Origin of the sequence: Jannaschia sp. GRR-S6-38 (assembly GCF_029853695.1) — a bacterium.
Taxonomy (GTDB): domain Bacteria; phylum Pseudomonadota; class Alphaproteobacteria; order Rhodobacterales; family Rhodobacteraceae; genus Jannaschia; species Jannaschia ovalis.
The window spans coordinates 381,540-402,930 of record NZ_CP122537.1; the positions used below are offsets into that span (position 1 = coordinate 381,540).

The 21,391-nt window shown below is 68.3% G+C and carries 25 protein-coding genes; 8 read left to right on the forward strand and 17 right to left on the reverse strand.

From position 1 onward, the window contains the following. Nucleotides 1–4: 4 nt before the first annotated feature. The 7 genes from P8627_RS01880 to P8627_RS01910 all read right to left on the reverse strand — a co-directional run bounded on the left by P8627_RS01880 (nt 5) and on the right by P8627_RS01910 (nt 6,435). Nucleotides 5–1,174, reverse strand: a complete 1,170-nt coding sequence (locus P8627_RS01880) for a peptidoglycan glycosyltransferase FtsW (protein ID WP_279965798.1) — start codon at nt 1,172–1,174, stop codon at nt 5–7. 106 nt (nt 1,175–1,280) lie between these two features. Further along, on the reverse strand, nt 1,281–1,874 hold the full coding sequence (locus P8627_RS01885; RefSeq protein ID WP_279965799.1) for an SCO family protein: 594 nt from the start codon (nt 1,872–1,874) through the stop codon (nt 1,281–1,283). After that, a complete protein-coding gene (locus P8627_RS01890; protein ID WP_279965800.1) occupies nt 1,871–2,386 on the reverse strand; it encodes a copper chaperone PCu(A)C in 516 nt (171 codons plus the stop codon). Before P8627_RS01890 ends, P8627_RS01885 begins: the two co-directional genes overlap by 4 nt. Nucleotides 2,387–2,506: 120 nt before the next feature. Then, a complete protein-coding gene (locus tag P8627_RS01895; RefSeq protein WP_279965802.1) occupies nt 2,507–3,955 on the reverse strand; it encodes a TRAP transporter large permease in 1,449 nt (482 codons plus the stop codon). Then, a complete protein-coding gene (locus P8627_RS01900) occupies nt 3,955–4,812 on the reverse strand; it encodes a TRAP transporter small permease subunit (RefSeq protein ID WP_279965803.1) in 858 nt (285 codons plus the stop codon). The genes P8627_RS01895 and P8627_RS01900 overlap by 1 nt, the downstream gene beginning before the upstream one ends. A 134-nt stretch (nt 4,813–4,946) precedes the next feature. Continuing rightward, nucleotides 4,947–5,993 carry a TRAP transporter substrate-binding protein gene (locus tag P8627_RS01905; protein WP_279965804.1) on the reverse strand — a complete coding sequence of 349 codons (1,047 nt, stop codon included), beginning with the start codon at nt 5,991–5,993 and terminating at the stop codon, nt 4,947–4,949. Nucleotides 5,994–6,147: 154 nt separating this feature from the next. Further along, nucleotides 6,148–6,435, reverse strand: coding sequence for a putative quinol monooxygenase (locus P8627_RS01910; protein ID WP_279965805.1), 288 nt, complete (start codon nt 6,433–6,435; stop codon nt 6,148–6,150). A gap of 58 nt (nt 6,436–6,493) precedes the next feature. Here P8627_RS01910 and P8627_RS01915 point away from each other — a divergent pair, with 58 nt between their 5' ends. From P8627_RS01915 to P8627_RS01925, 3 genes are all read left to right on the forward strand, one after another. Continuing rightward, complete coding sequence (locus P8627_RS01915) at nt 6,494–7,555, forward strand: isocitrate/isopropylmalate dehydrogenase family protein (RefSeq protein ID WP_279965806.1); 1,062 nt, start codon at nt 6,494–6,496, stop codon at nt 7,553–7,555. Next, nucleotides 7,552–8,559 (forward strand): Gfo/Idh/MocA family protein, encoded by a 1,008-nt coding sequence (locus P8627_RS01920; RefSeq protein ID WP_279965807.1) that lies wholly within the window; start codon nt 7,552–7,554, stop codon nt 8,557–8,559. Before P8627_RS01915 ends, P8627_RS01920 begins: the two co-directional genes overlap by 4 nt. Nucleotides 8,560–8,797: 238 nt before the next feature. Then, nucleotides 8,798–9,055, forward strand: coding sequence for a hypothetical protein (locus P8627_RS01925; protein WP_279965808.1), 258 nt, complete (start codon nt 8,798–8,800; stop codon nt 9,053–9,055). Here P8627_RS01925 and rpe read toward each other — a convergent pair. Both rpe and P8627_RS01935 read right to left on the reverse strand, forming a co-directional pair. Then, nucleotides 9,004–9,693, reverse strand: a complete 690-nt coding sequence (rpe, locus tag P8627_RS01930; RefSeq protein WP_279965809.1) for a ribulose-phosphate 3-epimerase — start codon at nt 9,691–9,693, stop codon at nt 9,004–9,006. The two genes, P8627_RS01925 and rpe, sit on opposite strands and share 52 nt — an antisense overlap. 27 nt (nt 9,694–9,720) lie before the next feature. Beyond that, nucleotides 9,721–10,290, reverse strand: a complete 570-nt coding sequence (locus P8627_RS01935) for a 5-formyltetrahydrofolate cyclo-ligase (protein WP_279965811.1) — start codon at nt 10,288–10,290, stop codon at nt 9,721–9,723. Between P8627_RS01935 and P8627_RS01940 the strand changes: the two genes are divergently transcribed. Next, the gene (locus P8627_RS01940; protein ID WP_279965812.1) at nt 10,289–10,891 is read left to right on the forward strand and encodes a VOC family protein; all 603 of its coding nucleotides are present in this window, start codon (nt 10,289–10,291) and stop codon (nt 10,889–10,891) included. The genes P8627_RS01935 and P8627_RS01940 overlap by 2 nt on opposite strands. Next, nucleotides 10,888–11,289 carry a metallopeptidase family protein gene (locus tag P8627_RS01945; protein WP_279965813.1) on the forward strand — a complete coding sequence of 134 codons (402 nt, stop codon included), beginning with the start codon at nt 10,888–10,890 and terminating at the stop codon, nt 11,287–11,289. The genes P8627_RS01940 and P8627_RS01945 overlap by 4 nt, the downstream gene beginning before the upstream one ends. 86 nt (nt 11,290–11,375) lie before the next feature. Here P8627_RS01945 and P8627_RS01950 read toward each other — a convergent pair whose 3' ends face one another. The 5 genes from P8627_RS01950 to P8627_RS01970 form a co-directional block, all read right to left on the reverse strand. Further along, a complete protein-coding gene (locus tag P8627_RS01950; protein ID WP_279965814.1) occupies nt 11,376–11,894 on the reverse strand; it encodes a CarD family transcriptional regulator in 519 nt (172 codons plus the stop codon). Nucleotides 11,895–12,143: 249 nt separating this feature from the next. Further along, complete coding sequence (gene fdxA / locus P8627_RS01955; RefSeq protein ID WP_279965815.1) at nt 12,144–12,479, reverse strand: ferredoxin FdxA; 336 nt, start codon at nt 12,477–12,479, stop codon at nt 12,144–12,146. A 69-nt stretch (nt 12,480–12,548) separates the two neighbouring features. Continuing rightward, nucleotides 12,549–12,902 (reverse strand): RNA-binding S4 domain-containing protein, encoded by a 354-nt coding sequence (locus P8627_RS01960; RefSeq protein ID WP_279965816.1) that lies wholly within the window; start codon nt 12,900–12,902, stop codon nt 12,549–12,551. Continuing rightward, nucleotides 12,899–15,739, reverse strand: a complete 2,841-nt coding sequence (locus tag P8627_RS01965) for a helicase-related protein (RefSeq protein ID WP_279967526.1) — start codon at nt 15,737–15,739, stop codon at nt 12,899–12,901. The genes P8627_RS01960 and P8627_RS01965 overlap by 4 nt, the downstream gene beginning before the upstream one ends. A 78-nt stretch (nt 15,740–15,817) precedes the next feature. Next, nucleotides 15,818–16,390, reverse strand: coding sequence for a tetratricopeptide repeat protein (locus P8627_RS01970; RefSeq protein ID WP_279965817.1), 573 nt, complete (start codon nt 16,388–16,390; stop codon nt 15,818–15,820). Between the two features lie 55 nt (nt 16,391–16,445). Between P8627_RS01970 and P8627_RS01975 the strand changes: the two genes are divergently transcribed. Together P8627_RS01975 and P8627_RS01980 are read left to right on the forward strand one after the other, a co-directional pair. Further along, nucleotides 16,446–16,727 carry an SCP2 sterol-binding domain-containing protein gene (locus P8627_RS01975; protein WP_279965818.1) on the forward strand — a complete coding sequence of 94 codons (282 nt, stop codon included), beginning with the start codon at nt 16,446–16,448 and terminating at the stop codon, nt 16,725–16,727. Between the two features lie 53 nt (nt 16,728–16,780). Next, entirely contained in the window at nt 16,781–17,677 is an 897-nt protein-coding gene (locus tag P8627_RS01980) for an alpha/beta hydrolase (RefSeq protein ID WP_279965819.1), read from the forward strand. Here the strand turns inward: P8627_RS01980 and P8627_RS01985 are convergent. The 3 genes from P8627_RS01985 to P8627_RS01995 all read right to left on the reverse strand — a co-directional run bounded on the left by P8627_RS01985 (nt 17,674) and on the right by P8627_RS01995 (nt 20,524). Next, nucleotides 17,674–18,354, reverse strand: a complete 681-nt coding sequence (locus P8627_RS01985; RefSeq protein WP_279965820.1) for an ABC transporter ATP-binding protein — start codon at nt 18,352–18,354, stop codon at nt 17,674–17,676. The two genes, P8627_RS01980 and P8627_RS01985, sit on opposite strands and share 4 nt — an antisense overlap. Beyond that, entirely contained in the window at nt 18,347–19,615 is a 1,269-nt protein-coding gene (locus P8627_RS01990; protein WP_279965821.1) for a lipoprotein-releasing ABC transporter permease subunit, read from the reverse strand. The genes P8627_RS01985 and P8627_RS01990 overlap by 8 nt, the downstream gene beginning before the upstream one ends. Before the next feature lie 72 nt (nt 19,616–19,687). Beyond that, nucleotides 19,688–20,524: a glycosyltransferase family 25 protein gene (locus P8627_RS01995; protein ID WP_279965822.1), complete on the reverse strand. Its 837-nt coding sequence runs from the start codon at nt 20,522–20,524 to the stop codon at nt 19,688–19,690. A 61-nt stretch (nt 20,525–20,585) separates the two neighbouring features. On the opposite strand from P8627_RS01995, the gene P8627_RS02000 reads away from it, so the two are divergent. Continuing rightward, complete coding sequence (locus tag P8627_RS02000; RefSeq protein ID WP_279965823.1) at nt 20,586–21,359, forward strand: Stf0 family sulfotransferase; 774 nt, start codon at nt 20,586–20,588, stop codon at nt 21,357–21,359. Nucleotides 21,360–21,391 lie beyond the last annotated feature (32 nt).

The following is a 21,391-nucleotide window of genomic DNA, read 5'->3' on the forward strand; positions in this document are numbered from 1 at the left end:
GCGCTCAGCGATATCCGTTGGACAGCAGGTGATCCCCGATCTCGGCCTGGGGCCGGGTCCGGGTGAAGCACAGCAGCATCCCGGTCAAGAGGCCCATCGCGATGAGCGAGGACCCGCCGTAGCTGACGAAGGGCAGCGTCATGCCCTTGGCGGGAAGCAGCCGGACCGCGACGCCGAGGTTGATGAAGGCCTGGCTGGCCAGCAGCACGGTCAGCCCCGTGCCGGCCAGGCGGATGAACATGTCGCGCTCGATGCAGAGCCGGATCAGGCAGCGCGCGGCGATGAAGCCGAACAGCGCGACGATGAAGAGGACCATCACCAGCCCGTATTCCTCGGCCGCGACGGCGATGATGAAATCGGTATGCGCATCCGGAAGGATCCATTTCACCCGGCCCTCGTTGACGCCGGTCCCGAAGAAGCCGCCCTCGCGGATCGCGTCGATGGCATAGCCCATCTGGGTGCGCGGATCGACATCGGGCGACAGGAAGCCGTCGATGCGCCGGGCGAAATGTTCGGAGTTCTGGTAGGCGAGGATGCCAGCCACGCCGACGGCCGCGACGACGCCGGTCAGCAGCACGATCGGGGCGCCCGCGACGAAATAGATGGCCGACCAGGCGACGACGGTCAGCATCGCCTGGCCGAAATCGGGCTGCAGCGCGAGGAAGGCGATCACCACGACGAGGATCGCGAAGCTGATCGATTTGCCCGGCGGGCCGTCCGGTTCGGCGGCGGAGGCCATCAGCCAGGCGGTCATGATGACGAAGACGGGCTTGAGGAATTCCGAGGGCTGCAGCGAGGCGAAGCCCAGCGAGTACCAGCGCGTGGCACCCTTGCCGAAATCGGTCCCGAAGATCGGCAGCAGCATCAGCGCCGCGGCGGCGACGAAGAACCCCACGACGCCCAAGCGGCGCACGACATGCGGCTGCATCATCGACACGACCAGCATCACCGCGAAGGCCAGCCCGCCGAAGACCGCCTGCCGGTAGACGTAATGGAAGGGTTCGAGCCCGTTGCGTTCGGCCAGCGGCACCGAGGCCGCGAAGCCCAGCAACAGCCCGACGGCGAAGAGCAGCACGACCGCCCCCAGCACGCCCTTGTCGAGCGTCCGCCACCAACGTGAAACGATGGCCTCGCCCGGGAGGGCGACGACCGCACCATGCGCGATTTCGGTCATGGGTCCGCCTGCATTTCGTTACTGCCCGCCCGGTTTTCCGGGTCTGTGTCGGGACTGTAACGCAATCGCGCGAATCAGGCTAGAGCCAAGCGCACCCGAAAGAAATTCAAAGGACGGAGGCGATCTTGGCCTTGGCGATCTCGGGATTCTCGCCGAAGCCGATCAGGTCCACGACCTGCCCCTCGGTATTGAGCACGAAGACCGAGGCGTAGTGATCCATCGTGTATTCGCCCTCGCCCAGCGGGCGTTTCTGGAAGTAGACCCGCCAGCTTTTCGCCATCGCCCAGACATCCTCGGGCGCGCCGGTGATGCCGATGATCCGCTCCGATTGCGGCTCGAGGTAATCCGCCAGGAATTCGGGCGTGTCGCGCTCAGGGTCGATGGTCACGAAGAACGCGCCCAGCGCGTCGGGCGCGACGTCGAGCTCGGTCAGCCAGGTCTCCATGTCGTAGACCGTGGTCGGGCAGATCTCGGGGCAGTGGGTGAAGCCGAAGAACAGAAGGCTGGGCCGGCCCTCGAAGGCCGCCTCGGTGATCGGCGCGCCGGTGTGGTCGACCAGCTCGAACGGCGCGCCCAGCTCGGTGCCGACGGCGGTCGAGACGGTGCGGCTGTCCATCAGCTGCCGCGCGGCGAAGCCGCCGCCCAGCGCGAGCGCCGCGACGGCGAGGCCCAGGAGGATTGTGCGGGTCCGCGCGATCATCGGCTTAATTCCCCCTCGCCTTCCGGCATCTCCATCCCGTCGAGCATCTCGGCGGCGGCCTCGCGGATCTCGGCCAGGGTCAGGACGGGCATGGCGAGGGTGATCTCGCCGGCCTTCTCGAAGCTGAGCGTCACGTCATGGGCCTGGCCGGGCTCCAGCGGCTGCGTCATCTGCATCAGCATCAAGTGCAGCCCGCCGGGCACGAGATCGACCTTGGCGCCGGGCGGCAGCAGGATGCCGTCGGTCATCTCGCTCATCTGCATCACGCCGTCGGCCATCGCCATCTGGTGCAGCTGGACCATGCCGGCCACCGCGGGGTCGATATCGGCGCCGATGAGCTTGTCTTCCATCGCGCCGGTGTTCTCGACGGACAGGAAGCCGGCCGCCACCGGGGCGGCGGGCGGCGTGGCCCGGAGCGCTGGGCGGGTGATGACCAGATCGCCCAGCGTCACCGTCTCGGCGGCGGCAGGAAGCGCGAGGGTCACGGCGAGGGCGGTCAGGATGGCACGCATGGGTCGTCTCCGGGCGATCAGCATCTGCCGCCTAGATGTCAGTCCGACCGGGAAATTTGAAGGGGCATGCCGTCGCATGCCGCCCGAAGGGCGTGACCCCGCGGGGCCGCGCCCGTTCCGTCAGTTGCCGTAGGCGACGGATGGCAGCCAGGTGGTCAGCGACGGGTACCAGAACACGATGGCGAGGCCCGTCAACTGCAGCAGCACGAAGGGGATCACGCCGCGGTAGATATGGCCGAGATTCACCCCCGGCGGGCAGACGCCCTTGAGGTAGAACAGCGCGAATCCGACTGGTGGCGTCAGGAAACTGGTCTGTAGCGTCACCGCCACGAGGATTGCGAACCAGACCACCTGCGGATCGCGGACCACGTCGAAGCCCGGCACCGCCAGTTCCAGCCCCTGAATGATGGGCAGCATCAGCGGCATGATGATGATGGTGATCTCGATCCAGTCCAGCAGGAAGCCCAGCAGGAACACGATGAACAGGATGAACAGCACCACCATGTAGGGATCCTGGAAGATGCCCAGCACGTGGTTCTGGACGATCTCGTCCCCGCCATAGCGGCGCAACACCAGCGCGAAGAAATTCGCCGCCAGGAAAATGCCGACGATGTAGCCCGAGGTGTTCAGCGTCGAGCGCGCCACTTCGAGGAAGACCTTGAAGTTGAGCTTGCGGTTGGCCACCGCCAGAAGCGTCGCGCCCATCGCGCCGAGGCCCGAGGCCTCGGTCGGGGTGGCGAGCCCGGCGAAGATCGAGCCGAGGACCAGCAGGATGAGCAGGAGCGGCGGGACCACGGCCAGCAGCACCTCCTTCACCACGGGCCAGCCGACATGGTCGCCGTGATCGGGCGCGGGCATCGCGCCCGGCTTGATGAAGCCGTAGACCACGATGAACAGGATATAGAGGCCGCCCAGGATCAGCCCGGGGAACAGCGCCCCCATGAACAGGTCGCCCAGCGAGATGGCGAGCTGGTCGGACATGATGACCAGCATGATCGAGGGCGGGATCAGGATGCCGAGCGTGCCGGCCGCGGCGATCGTGCCGGTCGAAATCGGCTTGGAATAGCCCTGGCTCATCATCTGCGGCAGCGCCATCACGCCCAGCAGCGTCACCGACGCACCAATCACGCCGGTCGATGCGGCGAGGATGATGCCGATCAGCAGGACCGTCAGCGCCAGCCCGCCTCGCAGACCACCGAAGAGGCGCTGCATCGAGATCATCATGCGCTGCGCGACGCCGGACTGGTCCAGCATCAGCCCCATGTAGATGAACATCGGCAGCGCCACGAGCACGGGGTTCTGCACGATGTTGCCGAAGAGCCGGTTGGAGAGGACCGAGAGGCGCTGGTAGTCGATGCCGGTGCGGTCGAACTCGATGATGTCCTCGAAGGCGCGGCGATAGGGGTCGAGCAGGATCTCGGCGAAAAGCGCGTAGATCAGCGACACGCCCACCAGCGCGAAGGCCACCGGGATGCCGCGGAACAGCATCCAGATGAAGGACAGGAACATGACGAGCACGACGAGCTCGTTCAGCGTCATGAGCTGCCCGATCGCTTCAAGGATGAACATCAGGCGGGCTCCTCGGACTTGTCACGCAGCAGGTAGGCCGCGCCGATGACGAGGGCCGTGACGATCAGGGCCGCGAGCACCGTGATCTTCATCTCCTGGTTCGCGATCAGGTCGATCTCGTCGAAGAACCAGTGGCGCGTCGCCTGGCGTGTTGTCGTGCCCGGCTCGGACATCAGCAGCACGATGCCGAGGCCCGCGTAGTAGATGACGAGGTTGATGGCGAAGGCCACCGAAGGCAGCGCGTAGAACAGCTTGCGCCACATCAGCGGGCGCACCAGCTTCGCGAGCATGCGCAGATAAGCGAACCAGATCGCGATCCCGATGAAGAGGAACGCGATGTTCACGAAACTTTTAAGATAATAGAGGCCGTGGAGCCCGTTGGGACTGCTGGAGCCTTCGCCCGAGGCGATGGATTGCAGCGCATAAGCCAGCGTCACGTCCCAGCACAGGATGATGAACGGCAGGAACAGCCAGGACAGCCCGAAAATGTCGATCTTGCGCTGCTTCCGCTCGGGATAGCCGTCGTAGAAGATGTCGACTCGCACATGGCTGTTGGTCGTGACCGCATAGGCCACCCCGATCAGGACGGCGGCGCCGTAGAGCCACCATTGCAGGTCGTCCATCCAGGCCTGGTTGCCGGGGCCGATGCCGATGCGGCCGAAATTGCGCAGGAACACCTGCGCCACGATGACCACCATCAGGATCGGGAAGAGCCAGGCGAAGACGTTCGAGACGTGGACGACGAAGCGGTCGCCGCGATTGTGTTCGGCGCGCCCGATCTCGCCCGGGTCGGTGATGGCGACGATGGGGCCTTCCAGCCCGCCGACGTCGACCGTTTCCTGTGGTGTCTGGCTCATGGCCGCCCCCTTCCCTGGCCCCGCCCCCGGGACCTGTCCGCAAGGGGCCGGGCGGAAGGATCCGCCCGGCCCGTCTCAAGAGGTCCGACGAGGGCCCGGTCTCCCCATGGGGGCGCGGGCCTCGTCGCTATCGATCAGTTCCGCGGGCGCGGCAGATAGATCGTGTCACCCCAGGTCTTGTAGCCGGCGCGGAACTCCTGGAGGTCGGCCCAGACCTCGGCGAAATAGGCGTCCTCGGCGGCCAGCTCCTCGGCGACGGCGTTCCAGTTCTCCTCGAACGCGGCCAGCATCTCGGGCGACCAGGTCTTGATGGTCACGCCGTTCTGCTCGGTGTTCTCGATCATGGCCTCGAAATTCGTGGCCTCGCCTTCGGCGTAGTTCGTGGTGATGTTGGCCAGGCAGGCGATCTCGATCTGGCGCTGCGTGCGCTCGTCGAGACCGTCCCAGACGTCCTTGTTGACTAGAAGCTCGAACATGGTGGCGGGCTGGTGCCAGCCGGGGAAGTAGTTGAACTTCGCGATCTGGTGGAAGCCCAGGCGCGCGTCGATGCGGGGCATCGAGAACTCGGTCGCGTCGATGGCGCCGCGCTCCAGCGCGGGGAAGATGTCGCCGCCCGCCAGGAGCGAGGTCGAGACGCCCAGGCGCTGCATGACCTCGGCGCCGAGGCCGAAGAAGCGCATGTTCAGGCCTTCCAAGTCGGCCATCGAGTTGATCTCGTTCTTGAACCAGCCCGAGGTCTCGGGCGCGATGATGCCGCAGGGCTGGACGTGAACGTTATAGCCGTTCTCGTCATACATGCGCTGGAACAGCTCGTGTCCGTCATCGTAGAGCATCCAGGCCAGGAATTCGCCGGCCTCGGGGCCGAACGGCACGGCCGCGAACAGCGAGGCGGCGGTGATCTTGCCCTGCCAGTAGCCAGAGGTCGTGTAGGCCGCGTCGACCGAACCGTTGGACACGGCGTCCAGCGCCTCGAGCGTCGGGACCAGCTCGCCCGGATCGAAATGCTCGAACTCGACCTCGTCGGAGATGGCGTTGATCTTGTCGGTGAAGTCGACACCGGCGGTGCCGAGGATCGGCAGGTTCTTACCGAAGGCCGAGGTCATCTCGATCACGTCCTGCGCCTGCGCGCCGGTGGTCAGGAGCGCGGCCGAGCTGGCGAGCGCGATTGCCTTGAGTTTCATGGATTAAATCCTCCCTTTAGGTCCCGTTTGCCGGGCATTCCCCGCGATTTGGCGGATGACCCCCTTTGCGTGGTCAGTTTTCCTTACCGATTCCCCCGGTTTCTGACCAGAGCAAACCCGGCCACGGCGACAGGAAATTGCGCGAAACGCGCGCTCAGGCCTGCATTCGCGAATAGGTCCGGACGGTCTTGTCGACGATCATGTCCCGGACCGCGGCGTCGAAGGTCTTGTAATGCGGCGTCGCGCGATGCGCGTCGAAACCCGCGGCATCGTCATAGAGCTCGTAGAGATAGACCTCGTCGGGCCGCTCCGGCTCGGCCCAGACGTCGAAGCGGTGGCAGGCGGGCTCGTCCAGCGAGGCGCGGGCATTCTCCAGAACGGCGGGCAGGAACTCGGGCATCCGGCCCTTCGCGATCTCGAGGGTGACGGTGACGGCGAACATGCTTCCTCCCGCGCGCGGCGCTGCTATCAAGACCGGGACTGTCGCAGGAGGGCGCGGATTGGCCAAGACCTATGACATCGCCGTCTTTCACGGCGACGGGATCGGGCCCGAGATCATGGCCCCGACGCTGGAGCTGTTGCGCGGGCTGGGCCACGGCTTCGCGTTCCACGACTGCCCGGCGGGCGCGGCCTGCTATCTCGACTGCGGCTCGGACCTGCCGGAGGCGTCGCTGGCGACGGCGCGCGCGGCCGACGCGATCCTTCTCTCGGCGCTGGGCGATCCGAAGGTGCGCTTCCCCGACGGGACCGAGATGACGCCGCAGATCGACATCCGCATCGCGCTCGACCTCTATGCCGGCGTCCGACCGGTCCGCGTGGTCCCGGGCATGCGCGCGCCGATCCAGCCCCCCGAGGGCCGCACGATCGATTTCGTCCTGATCCGCGAGAGCACGGAGGGGCTGTTCCACACCCAGGGAAGGGGCCGCGTCGAAGCCGATTTCGCCGAGGAGACGCTGCGCATCACCCGGCCCGTCACCGAAGCTGTCTGCCGCTTCGCCTGCGACCTGGCCCGGACGCGGAAGGCCGACGGCCATCCGGGGCGCGTGACCAGCGTCGACAAGGCCAACGTCTTCCGCGCCTTCGCCTTCTGGCGCGAGATCTTCGACAGCGTCGCCGCGGAGTATCCGGACCTGACCGCCGACCACGCCTATGTCGACGCGATGGCGCTGTGGATGGTGCAGCGGCCCTGGGATTGGGACGTGATGGTCACCGAGAACATGTTCGGCGACATCCTGTCCGACCTGGGCGCCGGGCTGATGGGCGGGCTGGGGATGGCGCCGTCGGCCGATATCGGCGACAGGCACGCGGTGTTCCAGCCCTGCCACGGCTCGGCCCCCGACATCGCGGGGCGCGGCATCGCCAATCCCTTCGCGATGATCCTATCGGCGGGGCTGATGCTGGACTGGCTGGGCCGGCGGCACGGGGACGCGGCGCTGATCCGCGACGGCGCGCGCGTGCAGGCGGCGGTGGAGGCCTGTCTCGCCGCGGGCGAGACGACCGGCGACCTGGGCGGGACGCTCGACACGCGGGGCGCCGCGGCGGCGGTCGGACGGCGGCTGTGAGCCTGCGCGTCGGGCTGCTGGGACTGGGCTATTTCGCGCAGTTCCACCGCGAGGCCTGGACCAGGATCCCCGGCGCGACGCTGGTGGCGACCGCCGATGCCGACCCGGCGACGGGGGCCGAGCATGCCGATCTCGCGGGGCTGCTGGAGGCGGGGCTCGACATCCTCGACATCGCGACGCCCCCGCCCACCCACGCGGCGGCGATCCGGGCCGCCCTGCCCCGCGGCCTGCGGGCGATCATCTGCCAGAAGCCGTTCTGCAGCTCGCTCGACGAGGCCCGCGCCGTGACCGACGCGGCGGAGGCGGCGGGTGTGCCCTTGATCGTTCACGAGAATTTCCGCTTTCAGCCGTGGTTCCGCGCGATGAAGGCGGCGCTGGATGCGGGCCGGATCGGCCGACCGCTGAGCCTGACCTTCCGGCTGCGCACCGGCGACGGGCGCGGGCCCGATGCCTATCTCGCCCGCCAGCCATATTTCCAGACGATGCCGCGCCTGCTGATCCACGAGACGGGCGTGCATTACCTCGACACGTTCCGCTTCCTGCTGGGCGAGCCCGAGGGGCTTTATGCCGATCTGCGCCGCCTGAACCCGGCGATCAGGGGCGAGGATGCGGGGCTCGTGGTGCTGGATTACGGCGGCGGCGTGCGGGCGCTTTTCGACGGCAACCGGCTGGCCGATTTCGACACGGACGACCCGCGCCGCACCTTCGGCGACGCGGTGCTGGAGGGCGAGGAGGCCACGCTGACGCTGACCGGGGACGGGGCCGTCCACCTCCGCGCGCAAGGACACCGCGCGGCCGAGACGATCCTCGCCGCGCAGGATTGGCCGGGCTTCGCCGGCGACTGCGTGCACGCTTTCCAGGCCCATGTCGTCGCCGGGCTGGAAACCGGCGGGTTCGAGACCGCGGCCCGCGACTACCTGCGCACGATGGAGCTGGTCGAGCTGGCCTATGCGAGCGCGGAGGCGGGGTGCCGCCTGCCCGTCCGTTCCGGCGCATTCGATTGAAATCCGCAGGATTGGCCCCGCACCGATTCACCGGCTCTTAGGCCGGGGCGTCCATAGCTCGGGGTCATGGGCGGTTCCCGTCGGACCGCCCCGTCCGCGCCCCCCGGTGGCGTCGACTTGGATGGCCGAACCGTCATCCCGCGACCCCCTTGGGGTCGCCCGCGGCCGGGTGAAACCCGGCCCTCCGGCACGGGCTGCCTCGCGGCCCGGGCCCCGGTCGAAATCGAAAGCCTCTCCGATGCCCGTACTCGCCCGCGCCCTGTGGCGCTGCCCCCGCACCGATCTGCTGGCCGTCGCCGTCTTCGCGCTGACCCTCGTCCTGACCCTCCTGCCCGCGACGCCGCCCCTGGGCGAGGTCGAGGTCCGGCCGATGCGCGCCGTGTCCTGCGAGGCGCCGCTCGAAGACGGCGCACGCCTGCGCTGCGGGCTGACGTCCCGCGGCGATCAGCGCGCGGCTTCGGCGGCCTCGCGGATGGTCCGGATGTTGCGACCGTAAGCCTCGGGCCGCGCGACGCTGCCGCCCTTGAAGACCGCCGAGCCGGCGACCAGCGCATCGGCTCCCGCCGCCGCGACCAGCGGCGCCGTCACCGGGTCCACGCCGCCATCGACTTCGATATGGACCGGCCGGTCGCCGATCATCTCGCGCAGGCGGGCGACCTTGGCCACCGCGCTTTCGATGAATTTTTGCCCGCCGAAGCCGGGATTGACACTCATCACGCAGACGAGGTCGATATCGTCGAGCAGCCCCGCCGCGGCCTCGGCCGGGGTGCCGGGATTGAGCGCGAGCCCAGCCTTCGCGCCCGCCGCGCGGATCGCCTGCAGGGTGCGGTGAATATGCGGCCCGGCCTCGAGATGGGCGGTGATGATGTCGGCGCCGGCCTGCGCGAAGGCGACGATATAGGGATCGACCGGCGCGATCATGAGATGCACGTCCATCACGCCCTTGATATGCGGCCGGATCGCCGCGCAGGTGGTGGGTCCGAAGCTGATATTGGGCACGAAATGCCCGTCCATCACGTCGACATGGACCCAGTCGGCGCCCTGGGCCTCGATGGCCTCGCACTCGGCGCCGAAATTGGCGAAATCTGAGGCGAGGATCGACGGCGCGATCTTGATGGAACGGTCGAACGTCATGGGCGGTCCCTCCTGCTGGGCCGGGCCTTAATCGCTCGCGGGCGGGTGATAAACCCCCGCCTCGGTGATCACCGCGTCGAGCGCCACGTCATGGGGCCCGCGCGGCACCCGGTCCAGGCGCTGCGCCTCGAAGCCGAAGCCGATGGTCTGCGCATCGCCCATCCCCGCGAGCGTGCGGTCGTAGAAGCCGCCGCCATAGCCCAGCCGCGCGCAATCGGCGTCGAAGCCCACCAGCGGCACGATCAGAAGGTCGGGCACGCGCCAGCCGCCCTCGGTCGGGACGGGCACGCCGAAGGCGCCCTCCTCCAGCGCACAGCCGGGCCACCATTCGCGGAACCGCAGCGGCGCGCCCTTCGCGGTCACCACCGGCACGCAGATGCGGTTGGCGCCGAAGAGCGCGCGCATCGCGCCGCGGGGATCGGCCTCCGACCCGATGGGCAGGTAGCCCGCGATCGTCCGGTCCCGCAGATGCATCAGCCGCGCGAAAAGACGCGTCGCCGCCGCCGCGCGCGCCAGGCGGCCCACGCCGTCACGCGCCGCAAGGCAGGCCTTGCGCGATTGCGCCTTGGCGGCGTCGGGATTAGCGTCCGCGTCCATGCCCGTCTTCGATCATTTCGCCGTCTCCGCCGCAACGCTCGCCGAAGGGGTCGCCCATGTCGAGGCGCAAACCGGTCATGTCATGGGACCGGGCGGCGTGCACGAGCTGATGGGCACGCATAATCGGCTCAGCGGGCTGGCCCCCGGCGAATACATGGAAGTGATCGCGATCGACCCCGCGGCCCCCGCGCCGGGGCGCGCGCGGTGGTTCGACCTCGACCGGCGCAGCGGCCCGCCGCGTCTGTCGAACTGGATCGCGCGCACCGACGACCTGGAGGGGCGGATCGCCGCCTTCCCGCGGGCGGGGCGTATCCTGTCCTTCGCGCGCGGGCCCTTCCGCTGGCGCATGGCGGTGCCCGATGACGGCATCCTGCCCTTCGAGGGCTGCTTTCCCGCGCTGATCCAGTGGGACAGCGCGCGGCCGCGCTTTCCCGATGACGGGCTGCGGCTGACGCGGCTGGAATTGCGCCATCCCGAGGCGCCGGCGCTGGCGGAGGCCCTTGCCGGGCTGATCGACGACCCGCGCATTTCCGTGGCGCCGGGCGCGCTGCGGCTGACGGCGACGCTCGACACGCCCGAGGGCGCGCGGACCCTGATATGAGCGCCCTGCCCGGCGCGGCCCCCGACGCGGAGGCGATCCGCCGCGTGGCCGAGCGTGCGCGCGCGGGCTTCCCGGCGCCCTTCGCGCGCCTCGCCGCCGAGGTCCGGCTGGTGGTCGAGGACTGGCCGTCCGAGGCGGTGCTCGACGACATGGAGATCGAGGACGGCTACGACCTGACCGGGCTCTACGAAGGCGTGCCGCTGACCGAGCGCAGCGTCGAATGGCCCGAACCGCCCTCGACCGTGACGCTCTTCCGGCGCCCGATCCTGGACGAATGGGCGGCGCGGGGCGACGTGACGCTGGCGGCGCTGGTGGCCCATGTCACGGTGCATGAATTCGCGCATCATTTCGGCTGGTCCGACGACGATATCGCCCGCATCGACCGCTGGTGGGAGTGAGTGGCGAACGTGAACGTCGCCGCGCAAGGCTTTGAAACGAAACGGGGCGCCCCGAAGGACGCCCCGTAGGATCGGATCGGCCGCGATCAGGCGGCGGCGGAGGGCCGGCTCGACAGGATCTCGTCGACGGCCTTCAGCGCGCCGTCCTCGTCCATGTCGTTCACGGCGGCCAGTTCGCGCGTCAGGCGGTCGAGCGCGGCCTCGTAGAGCTGACGCTCGGAATAGGACTGCTCGCGCTGCTCGTCGTTGCGGTGCAGGTCGCGCACCACCTCGGCGATGGCGATCAGGTCGCCGGAGTTGATCTTGGCTTCGTATTCCTGCGCGCGGCGCGACCACATCGCACGCTTGACGCGGGCCTTGCCCTTCAGCGTCGCCATGGCCTTGGTGACCACCTCGGGCGAGCTGAGCGAGCGCAGGCCCGCATCGGTCGCCTTGTGGGTCGGAACGCGCAGGGTCATCTTGTCCTTCACGAAGGAGATGACGAAGAGTTCCAACTCGTGGCCCGCGACTTCCTGCTTCTCGATCGAGACGATCTGGCCCACCCCGTGTGCCGGGTAGACGACGAAATCATTGGGGCGGAACTCGGACTTCTTGGCCATGGGCATCCTCTTGTCATGATGCGATCCGCCTCCGCGCCGGTGACCCGGCGAAAGAAAGGCCGCCGCGGGGAGATCCTGCGGTCAGCGTGTGCGTATCGCGATATCCGTCCCGGTTCGAAAGCTGCCTCCCGAGCGGGCGAATTGTGGCAGATAAAGGCGGACCAGAGCCCGCTTCGCCACAATATATAGCACAGAATCGGCGATCGCGAAAGCGTCACGAAGACTGACCCATCGCGGCGGTGGCTTGACGCGGCGTCAGCCGCCCTCGCCCGGCGCCTCGGAGAAGAGCTCCATCTTCCCGTCCTTGCCGTCCATCTCCTCGGCCGCGGGAAGCGGGTCCTTCTTGGTTATGATGACCGGCCAGGCCTCGGAATACTTGCGGTTGAACTCGACCCATTTCTCCATCTCCGGCTCGGTGTCGGGCCGGATCGCATCGGCGGGGCATTCGGGCTCGCAGACGCCGCAATCGATGCATTCGTCGGGATGGATCACCAGCATGTTCTCGCCCTCGTAGAAGCAATCCACGGGGCAGACCTCGACGCAGTCGGTATATTTGCAGGCGATGCAATTGTCGGTGACGACATAGGTCATGCAGGGTGTCCTTTCCGATGCCCGCTGCATCTAGCGGCCACCCCGCCGGGGTTCAAGCGGGCCGCGGGATCACGTTTCCGGATCGTCGCGAAGCGCGTCCATCCGTCGCCGGTCGCGCCCCGTGGGCCGGGGTCCCAGCCGCGGCTGGGGCGGTGGCGTGTGATCGGCATAGAGCGTCTGCGCCTCGGCCGCGGGGCCGCGCCGTTCGCCAAGCGCGGCGATCTCTACCACGCGGATGCGGTCGCCTTGCGGGAAGGTCAGCGCGTCGCCCGGGACCACGGCCTGCGCGGGCTTGGTGACCCGCGCGCCGTTCAGCCGGACGCGGCCCTCCCCGATCATCCGGGCGGCGAGGCTGCGGGTCTTGAAGAACCGCGCCTGCCAGAGCCACTTGTCCAGCCGGAGCCGCCCGGGCGCGTCGCTCAATTGTCCTTGAGCGCGGCCAGCGCGGCGAAGGGATTGTCGGGATCGACCTTCTTTTCGCGTTCGGGGCGGGCCTCGTAGGTCTTGGGCCCGCGGTCGCCGCCCTTCGCCGGGCCGCCCTTGCCCTTGGGCCCGCGCGCGCCCTTGCCCTGCGGCTTGCCGCCGCGACGCGGCTTGGCGTCGGGCCGCGGTCCCCGGCCCTGGCGCTTCGGGGCCCAGGTGAAGGTGTAGAAGGTCTCGGTCTCCTCGACCTCCGCGGCGGTGGCGACGGCTTCGCCCACGGGCGACGCGGCATCCGCCGGGGCCTCCGGCGCGTCGCCGCTCACCTCCTGCGCCGCGGCGACGGCGGCGCCCGTCGCGGGCGGCATCTCGGGCGGCAGGTCGGGCACGGGCGTCTCGACCGGGGGATTGACCGGCGTCTCGGACGGGGGCGTCTCGGGCGTCTCGACGGGGCCGCCCGGCGCGGGCTCCTCGGAGGGCGAATTGGGCGCGGGCTCCTCGGGCGGAGTTTCGGGCGCCTCCTTCGGGTCGCCGCCGCGGGTTTTCGCCCGCTCGCCCTTCTCGGCGTTGTAGCCCAGGCCCTCCATCAGGTCGGCGAACTGCTCCAGCGTCATGCCGGTGATCGACAGCATGTCGGCCGTCGCCTCGAACCCGGCGCGGGTGTCCATCGGACGGATCATGTCGGCCAGCCGCTCGAGCATGTCGATGCGAATGGCGCGCGCGCCGGCGAGGCGGTAGCCGGCCATCGCGTAATAGCCCTCGGGCGCGCCTTCGAGCTTCGGCACGGTCACGAGGCCCGGCGGCGGCGCTTCGGGGAAATCGTCGAGCTTCTGCGACAGGGCCCAGAGAACCAGCCGCAGCCGCGTCGGCGCGGGCTTCAGCATGAGCTGCTGGAAGATGGTGAACTGGCCGAAGCGCACGCCGTGCTTGCGAAGCTGGCCGCGCGCGTCCTGATCGAGCTCCTTGACCTCCTGCGCGACCTGCGCGCGTGGCAGGACGCCCAGCCCTTCGAGCATCCGGAAGGCGAAGCCGCGGGCGAGGCCCGTCACGGCCTCGTCCTTCGACATGGCCAGCAGCGGCTCGAACAGCGCTGCGATCTTGCGGTCGACGAAATGCTGCAGGCGGCGCTGGACCTTCTGCATCACCTCGGGGCCGGCCTCCTCGTCGACGAAGGCCTCGACGCCGGGCTTCAGGGGCTCGGGGCCGGGCACCAGCTTGCCCACCGCCTGCTCGCCCCACATCAGGCCGCCCTGCTCGGTGAAGTCCATCTGCGTATCGGGCGCGTTGTAGAAGCGGTCGGCGCGAAGGTGGAATTCCGGGCGCAGCGCCTGGGTGGCGGCCTGGCGCACGGTCTTGGCCTCGTCGGGCGAGGTCGTCCCGGTCTGGTGGAAGCGGAAGCCTTCGATCCGGCCCAGCGATTCCCCCTCGACGATCACTTCGCCCCTATCGTTGATGTCGGCCAAAAGGCCCTCCTTCATTTTCAGGCGGCGCAGCAGAACGCTGGTGCGCCGGTCCACGAACCGCAATGTCAGCGCCTGGTGCAGCGCATCCGACAGGCGGTCTTCTACCAACCGGGTCGCCTCGCGCCAATGGGCCTCGTCGTCGACCCAGCCCTTTCGCTGGGCGACGTAGGTCCATGTGCGGATATATGCCAACCGCTTGCTCAGGGCGTCGATATCGCCCTGCGTGCGGTCGATGCGCTTGACCTGGCGGGCCAGCCAGTCGCCGTCGATGCGCCCGCGATCGTGCAGGAAGGCGAAGATCCGCTGCAGCATGCTGGCATGTTCGCCATGGCTGATGCCCTGGAAATCGGGAATGCGGCACACGTCCCACAGAAGGCGTACGTCGCGGGCGTCTTGCAGCCGGCTGGCCACGGCCTCCAGGTCGTTGAGTGTCTTGAGCGATTGCAGATCGTCCGCCTCGCGCCCGCGGGTCAGGATGCGCTCGGGGCTGGGCGCCTCGAGCGAGGCGATGAGCGCCTCGGCGGAGCCGAAATCCAGCCGCTCGTTGCGCCAGGACAGCCGGTCGATGGGCTTGAAGCGGTGGTTCTGGATGGCGTCGACCACGTCCTCGTCCAGCGGCCCCGCCTCACCGGTGATCCCGAAGGTGCCCGGCTGCTGGTAGCGGCCCGCGCGCCCCGCGATCTGCGCCAGCTCATGCGGCATGAGCGGACGAATGCGGCGGCCGTCGAACTTGGAGGTGGCCGAAAAGGCGACGTGCCGGATGTCGAGGTTGAGCCCCATCCCGATGGCGTCCGTCGCGACGAGGTAGTCCACGTCGCCGTTCTGGTACATCGCCACCTGCGCGTTGCGCGTCCGGGGGCTGAGCGCGCCCATCACGACCGCCGCGCCGCCTTTCTGGCGGCGCAACAATTCGGCGATGGCATATACATTGTCCACACTGAAGCCGACAATCGCGGTACGGCCGGGCATCCGGCTTATCTTTTTCGAACCTGTGTAGGTTAACTCGCTGAACCGCTCGCGACGCGCGAACTGCGCCTTGGGGATCAGGTGCTGGATCGCCGGGCGCATCGTGTCGGAGCCCATGAAGAGCGTCTCGTGCAGCCCGCGCATGTTCAGAAGGCGGTCGGTGAAGACATGACCGCGCTCGGGATCGGCGCAGAGCTGGATCTCGTCCACGGCGACGAAGTCGGCGCCCATGCCCTGCGGCATCGCTTCGGTGGTGCAGACCCAGTACGCCGCGCGCGGCGGCACGATCCGCTCCTCGCCGGTCAGAAGCGCCACGACCGAGGGACCGCGGATGGCCACGATCCGGTCATAGACCTCGCGCGCCAGCAGGCGCAGCGGCAGGCCGATGATGCCGGTGCGATGGCCCAGCATCCGCTCGATGGCGTAATGCGTCTTGCCGGTGTTCGTCGGCCCGAGGACCGCCGTCACCCGGCCGAGCTTGCTATCCACTCAGAGCGTCCGCCCGCCCGTCTGCGCTCGAAGCCGGTCCACCGCGGCGTTCACGTTCGCCTCGGCGGGGTGGATCTTCTGCGCGGCCTCCAGCGCGCGCAACGCGGCCCGGTCGTCGCCCAGCCGCTCCATGATGATGCCCAGCCCCGCCAATGCGCCGAAATGGCGCGGCTCGAGGACCAGGACCTGTTCGATATCGGACACCGCCGCCCCGTAGCGCTCCAAATAGAAGAAAGCCGTCGCCCGCTGGTTCCAGGCTTCCGCGAAATCCGGCGCGTGATCTGTCAGCGCGGTCAGATGCGTGATCGCCTTGGGGTAATCCTCGGCCGCGATGGCCTCGATCCCGCGCTGCAGGAGCAGATCGCCGGTCGCGCTGCCCGAATGGGTCCAGCGCTCCTGGATTTCGCGGGCGAGCCGCGCGGCCTCATCCGCGTCGTGCTCGGCCGTCAGCGTCGACAACCGGTTGAGAAGGGCGTCGGCATCGCCTTCCAGCTCCTGCGCGGCGGAAAACGTGGCGTAACCGGCGACAACGGAGAGGATCAGGGCCTTGAGGGTGACGCGCAGGTTCATCATCCTAGTCTCAATCCAATCCCGCGCCGTCCGGCGCGTCCGCAATCCAGAGGATCTCATGAGCGACATCATCAACGAAGCCGTCACGCAACTCTCGGCAAAGATCGGTACCTTCGACGGCTCCGTCAAGTTCGTGATCCCCGGTGAGGGGTCCATCATGGTCGACGAGGCCGGCGTTCGCGAGGGCGACGAGGACGCGGCCTGCACCATGACGGCCGAGGCCGACACGTTCAAAGGCATCCTCGACGGCGACGTCAACGCGACCTCCGCCTTCATGTCCGGCCAGCTCAAGGTCGATGGCGACATGGGCCAGGCGATGAAGCTCGGCGCGCAGCTCTGAAAGCGGTCCGGGATATCGGCGGGGCGGCGGGTGCCGCCCCGTATTTCGCAACGGTGGCCGAGGGGCCCGTACCCGAGGCGCGCTGGATCGAGACGCGCGACGGGCTGCGGCTTCGCGCGGCGCTCTGGCCCGAAGGCACGCGCGGCACCGTCGTGATGTTCCAGGGCCGCACCGAGTATATCGAGAAGTATTCCGACGCGGCGCGCCACCTGGCGGAACGGGGCTTCGCCGCGGCGGCGCTGGATTGGCAGGGCCAGGGCCTGTCGACCCGGTCGCAAGCCGATCGGCGCATCGGCCATGTGAACGATTTCAATGATTTCCAGACCGACGTTGACGCATTTCTCGACCATTGCGCGGCGCGGCGCCTGCCCCGGCCCTGGCACCTTCTGGGCCATTCGATGGGCGGCGCGATCGGCCTGCGCGCGCTGCTGCGCGTGTTGCCCTTCGAGCGGGCGGTATTCTCGGCCCCGATGTGGGGTCTCAAGATGCTGCCGCAGCAGCGGATCCTCGGCTGGACCGTCTCGGCGCTCGGCAGCTCGCTGGGCCTCAGCGGCCGGCTGACGCCGGGCTCCGGCAAGGTCGCCGATCCCGCAAGCCAGCCCTTCGAGGGCAATCTTCTGACCAGCGACCCCGAGATGTTCGCCTGGATGAAGGCGCAGATCCAGGCGCATCCGGACCTCGCGCTGGGCGGGCCGTCCATCGGCTGGCTCTGGTCGGCCCTGCGCGAGATGCATGCGCTGGCGCGCGCGGCCGCGCCGGACGTGCCGACGCTGACGCTGCTGGGCACCGAGGAAGGCATCGTCGATCCCGACGCGATCCATGTCCGGATGGCCTCCTGGCCGAAAGGCGCGCTCGAGATGGTCGAGGGCGCCCGGCACGAGGTGCTGATGGAGGGTGCCGCGACCCGCGCGCGGCTCTACGACCGGATCGCGGCGCATCTGGACGGCTAGGTCGCGACCAGCCGCCCCTCCTGCATCCGCAGCACCCGGTCCATCCGCCCCGCGAGTTCGAGGTTATGCGTCGCGATCAGCGCCGCCATGCCGGTCTCGCGCACCAGCGCCACCAGCGTGTCGAAGACCGTATCCGACGAGCCCGGATCGAGATTGCCCGTGGGCTCGTCGGCCAAAAGAAGGCTCGGCGCGTTGGCGAGCGCGCGGCAGAAGGCGGTGCGCTGCTGCTCGCCGCCCGACATCTCGGCCGGGCGATGATCGAGCCGGTGCGACAGGCCGACGCGGCCCAGCAGATCCTCGGCCCGGGCGCGGGCGATTTTCGGATCGGTCCCGTCGGCCAGCTGCGGCAGGACGATGTTCTCGGCGGCGGTGAACTCGGGCAGCAGGTGATGGAACTGGTAGACGAAGCCGATGCGCTGGCGTCGGGCGCGGGTGCGCGCGCGGTCGCCCTTGCCGCTCATCTCCTCGCCGCCGATCAGCACCCGGCCCGCATCGGCGGTGTCGAGCAGCCCCGCGATATGCAGGAGCGTCGACTTGCCCGCCCCCGAGGGCGCCACGAGCGCCGCCATCTCGCCCGGCGCCAGGGCCAGGTCGGCCCCGTTCAAGACGCGGATCTCGTTGGGCTTTCCGAGGTGGTAGCCCTTCTCGATCCCCTCCAGCCGCAGCGCGTCATTCATAGCGCAGCGCCTCGACCGGGTTCATCCGCGCCGCGCGGCGGGCCGGGAAGATCGTCACCACGAAGCTGAGCCCCAGCGACAGCGCCACCGCGGTCAGCACGTCGCCCGCCTCCAGCCGCGCGGGCAGGGCCGAGATGTAGCGGACCTGCGGGTCCCAGACCCCGCCGCCGGCCAGCGCGTTCACGACGTTGAAGATCGGGTCGATATAGATCGCAAAGAGACACCCCAGCACCACGCCGATCGCCGTGCCCACCACGCCGATCGAGGCGCCGCAGATGAAGAAGACGCGCAGGATGGTGCCCTCCGTCAGGCCCATCGTCCGGAGGATGCCGATATCGCGGCCCTTGTTCTTGACCAGCATCACGAGGCCGGACGTGATGTTGAGCGTGGCGATCAGCACGAGGATCGAGAGGATGACGAACATGATGTTGTCCTCCATCTGCAGGGCCCGCAGGAAGGCGCCAGAGGCGTTCTGCCAGGTCCAGAGATAGGTCCCCTCGCCCCCCGCCTCGATCAGCGCCGCGGCGAAGGCGTCGACCGCCTCGGGATCGTCGACGGAGACCTGGATGGCGTCGGCCACGCCCTCGCGATTGAAATAGGTCTGGGCCTCGGCGAAGGGCATGTAGACGCGGGTCGAGTCGATGTCGAAGCGCCCGACCTGGAAGATGAAGGTGATCGGGTAGGCCTTGACCCGCGGGCTGGTGCCGAAGGCCGTACGCACCCCGTCGGGCGAGATCAGCCGCACCGTGTCGCCCACCCCCACGCCCAGGTTGCGCGCCACGCCGGAGCCCAGCGCGACGCCGTCCTCGAAGGCGTCGAGCGAGCCCTGCGCCTCCTCCGGCTCGGCGATGCGGGGGATGCGGGCGAGATCCTCGGTGCGGATGCCCACGACCTGCACGCCGGTGTTGCGGCCCTGCGCGGCGGCCATGACCTGCCCCTCGACCACCGGCGCGGCGCGGGTCACGCCGGGCAGCGCGGCGATCCGGTCGGTCGCGGCCTCGAAGCCGGCGATGGTCCGCGTGGGCTGGCCGTTGGGCAGCAACTCGCCGTAGTTCAGCACCTCGACATGCGGGTTGGCGCCGATGATCGTGTCGACGAATTCGTAGCGGAAGCCCGAGCGCACGGCGAGCGTGGCGATCAGCGCGAAGACGGCGAGCGCGATGCCCACCAGGCTGATCCAGGTCATCACGCTGATGCCCCCCTCGGAGCGGCGCGCCCGCAGGTAGCGCCAGGCGATCATCCATTCGTGGCGGGCGAACATCGGTGGCTCCTGCGGCGGGGCGGTTGCCGGTTGGTGATGGAGCGTGTCCGGAACGTCAAGCCGCGCGCGGCGTCACCGCTTTCGATAGGGCGGAAGGTCCGGCGCAAGGGGGATCGAGCCGATCATGCCGCCTTCACGCAAAAGGCGGGCGTCGCCGCCGAACCGACGTGGCGCGCGCCGCCAGGTCCGCCGCGCCTCTTTCATCAGGCGATAGTCCAACGGACCGCGCGCCGGCGGCTGATTGACGCGCGGATCCGCGGCCGGCTCGCCCTCGGCGACCGATGCGGGCATGTCCGCATCCGCCCAAACACCCTGCACTGCGACGGCCGGCGTCAATTGGACCGGATGCCAGTCCGAGCGCGGCGTGAAAAGAAGGTCATCGGGGTGGTCGCAAAACGAGCTCGACCTCGACAGGAGCGCCGCCGCGTGCCGCCTGTGAAGGACATAGGCGCCCGCACTACTGATCGTTTGCCTGATCTCGCGCGTGCAAAGGCCGGCGCTCTCGCGGATCGCGCCGAACCGCGCAGGCAGATCGATCCCATCAAGTTTCAGGACCGACCCAGGCCAGTCCGAGAACGCAAGGCCCGCCAAGCGGTCCAGGGCCGCAGGCAACTCGGCAGATAGGAAGACATCGTCCTCCATGACGAGCCCGGCATCGTCCTCTCCCTCGGCGATGCGACGCCAAGCGAGGCGATGCGACAAAAAACAAGCCATCGTCGAACGGGCGATTTCCCAACGGGGATGGCGGCGCGAGTGTGGATCGTACTCCGGAGGGATGCCTTGAAGCGCCTGCGCATCGACCGCTTCGATGCGATGCAGAGTCAAGCCGATCCGCTCGGCCTGATCCTGCATGAACGCTGCCCGGGCGGGCATCCGCGCCAGGTTGATGTAAAGCGCCTCCGCCTTCATACCCACTAGTCTTTCTCAGCTTCCAAACCTACAACGAGCCGAATTTCACAAGAGGCACGTTATGTCGAATCCCAAGGCTCTGATCCTTCTGTCCGAGGCACGAAGCGGGACGAATTACCTTGCTTCTCGCTTAAACCAGACCGGGCTTTTCGGACAACTCGGCGAATGGCTGGATCTTCCCAAACCACAAGAGCGGGGCCGGTCGGAAGCGGATGCGTTCGACGAGACAGTCTTCAAAAAGGGATCATCGGAAAACGGCGTCTTCGCGATAAAGGTCTTCCCGCGCCACCTGCACCATTACAGCAGGCGATACGGACGCGATTTTCTCGATCAGGTCCGAGTGCGCTTCGACCCTAAGCTCGTCATTCTTGAGCGACAGGACAGCCTGAAGCAGGCGGTCTCCCTCGCGCGGGCTCTACAAAACGACCAGTGGACAAGCGGAAGCGCGCCGAAAAAGACGGCTGCATACGATCCCGAACTGATTTCCCGATGCGCCTTCACCATCGAAGAGAGCTTCGCATTCTGGCGTGTTTACCTTCTGATGAAGCAGATGCGCGCAACACACATATACTATGAGGACCTTGTTCGGAACGACGAAACGCTCCAGCTTTGCATCGACGGACTTGGCATCGGATTAGAGGAATTTCCAGCATCGGTGACCAAGCGGCAGTCTGACCAGACGACAAAGGAATGGCTCGCACAGTTCAGAGAGGACGCCAAACAGATGAATTTGGTGTCGACGCATCGCGCCCAACGGTCCGCGAACTTGACCGGTCGCAACTTCCTTCGCCTGCTCGGCGGAAAACTCCAGAAGCCGTATCCGTATCTCTATTAAACAATACCATGCGACCGAGCGCGAAAGGGAGA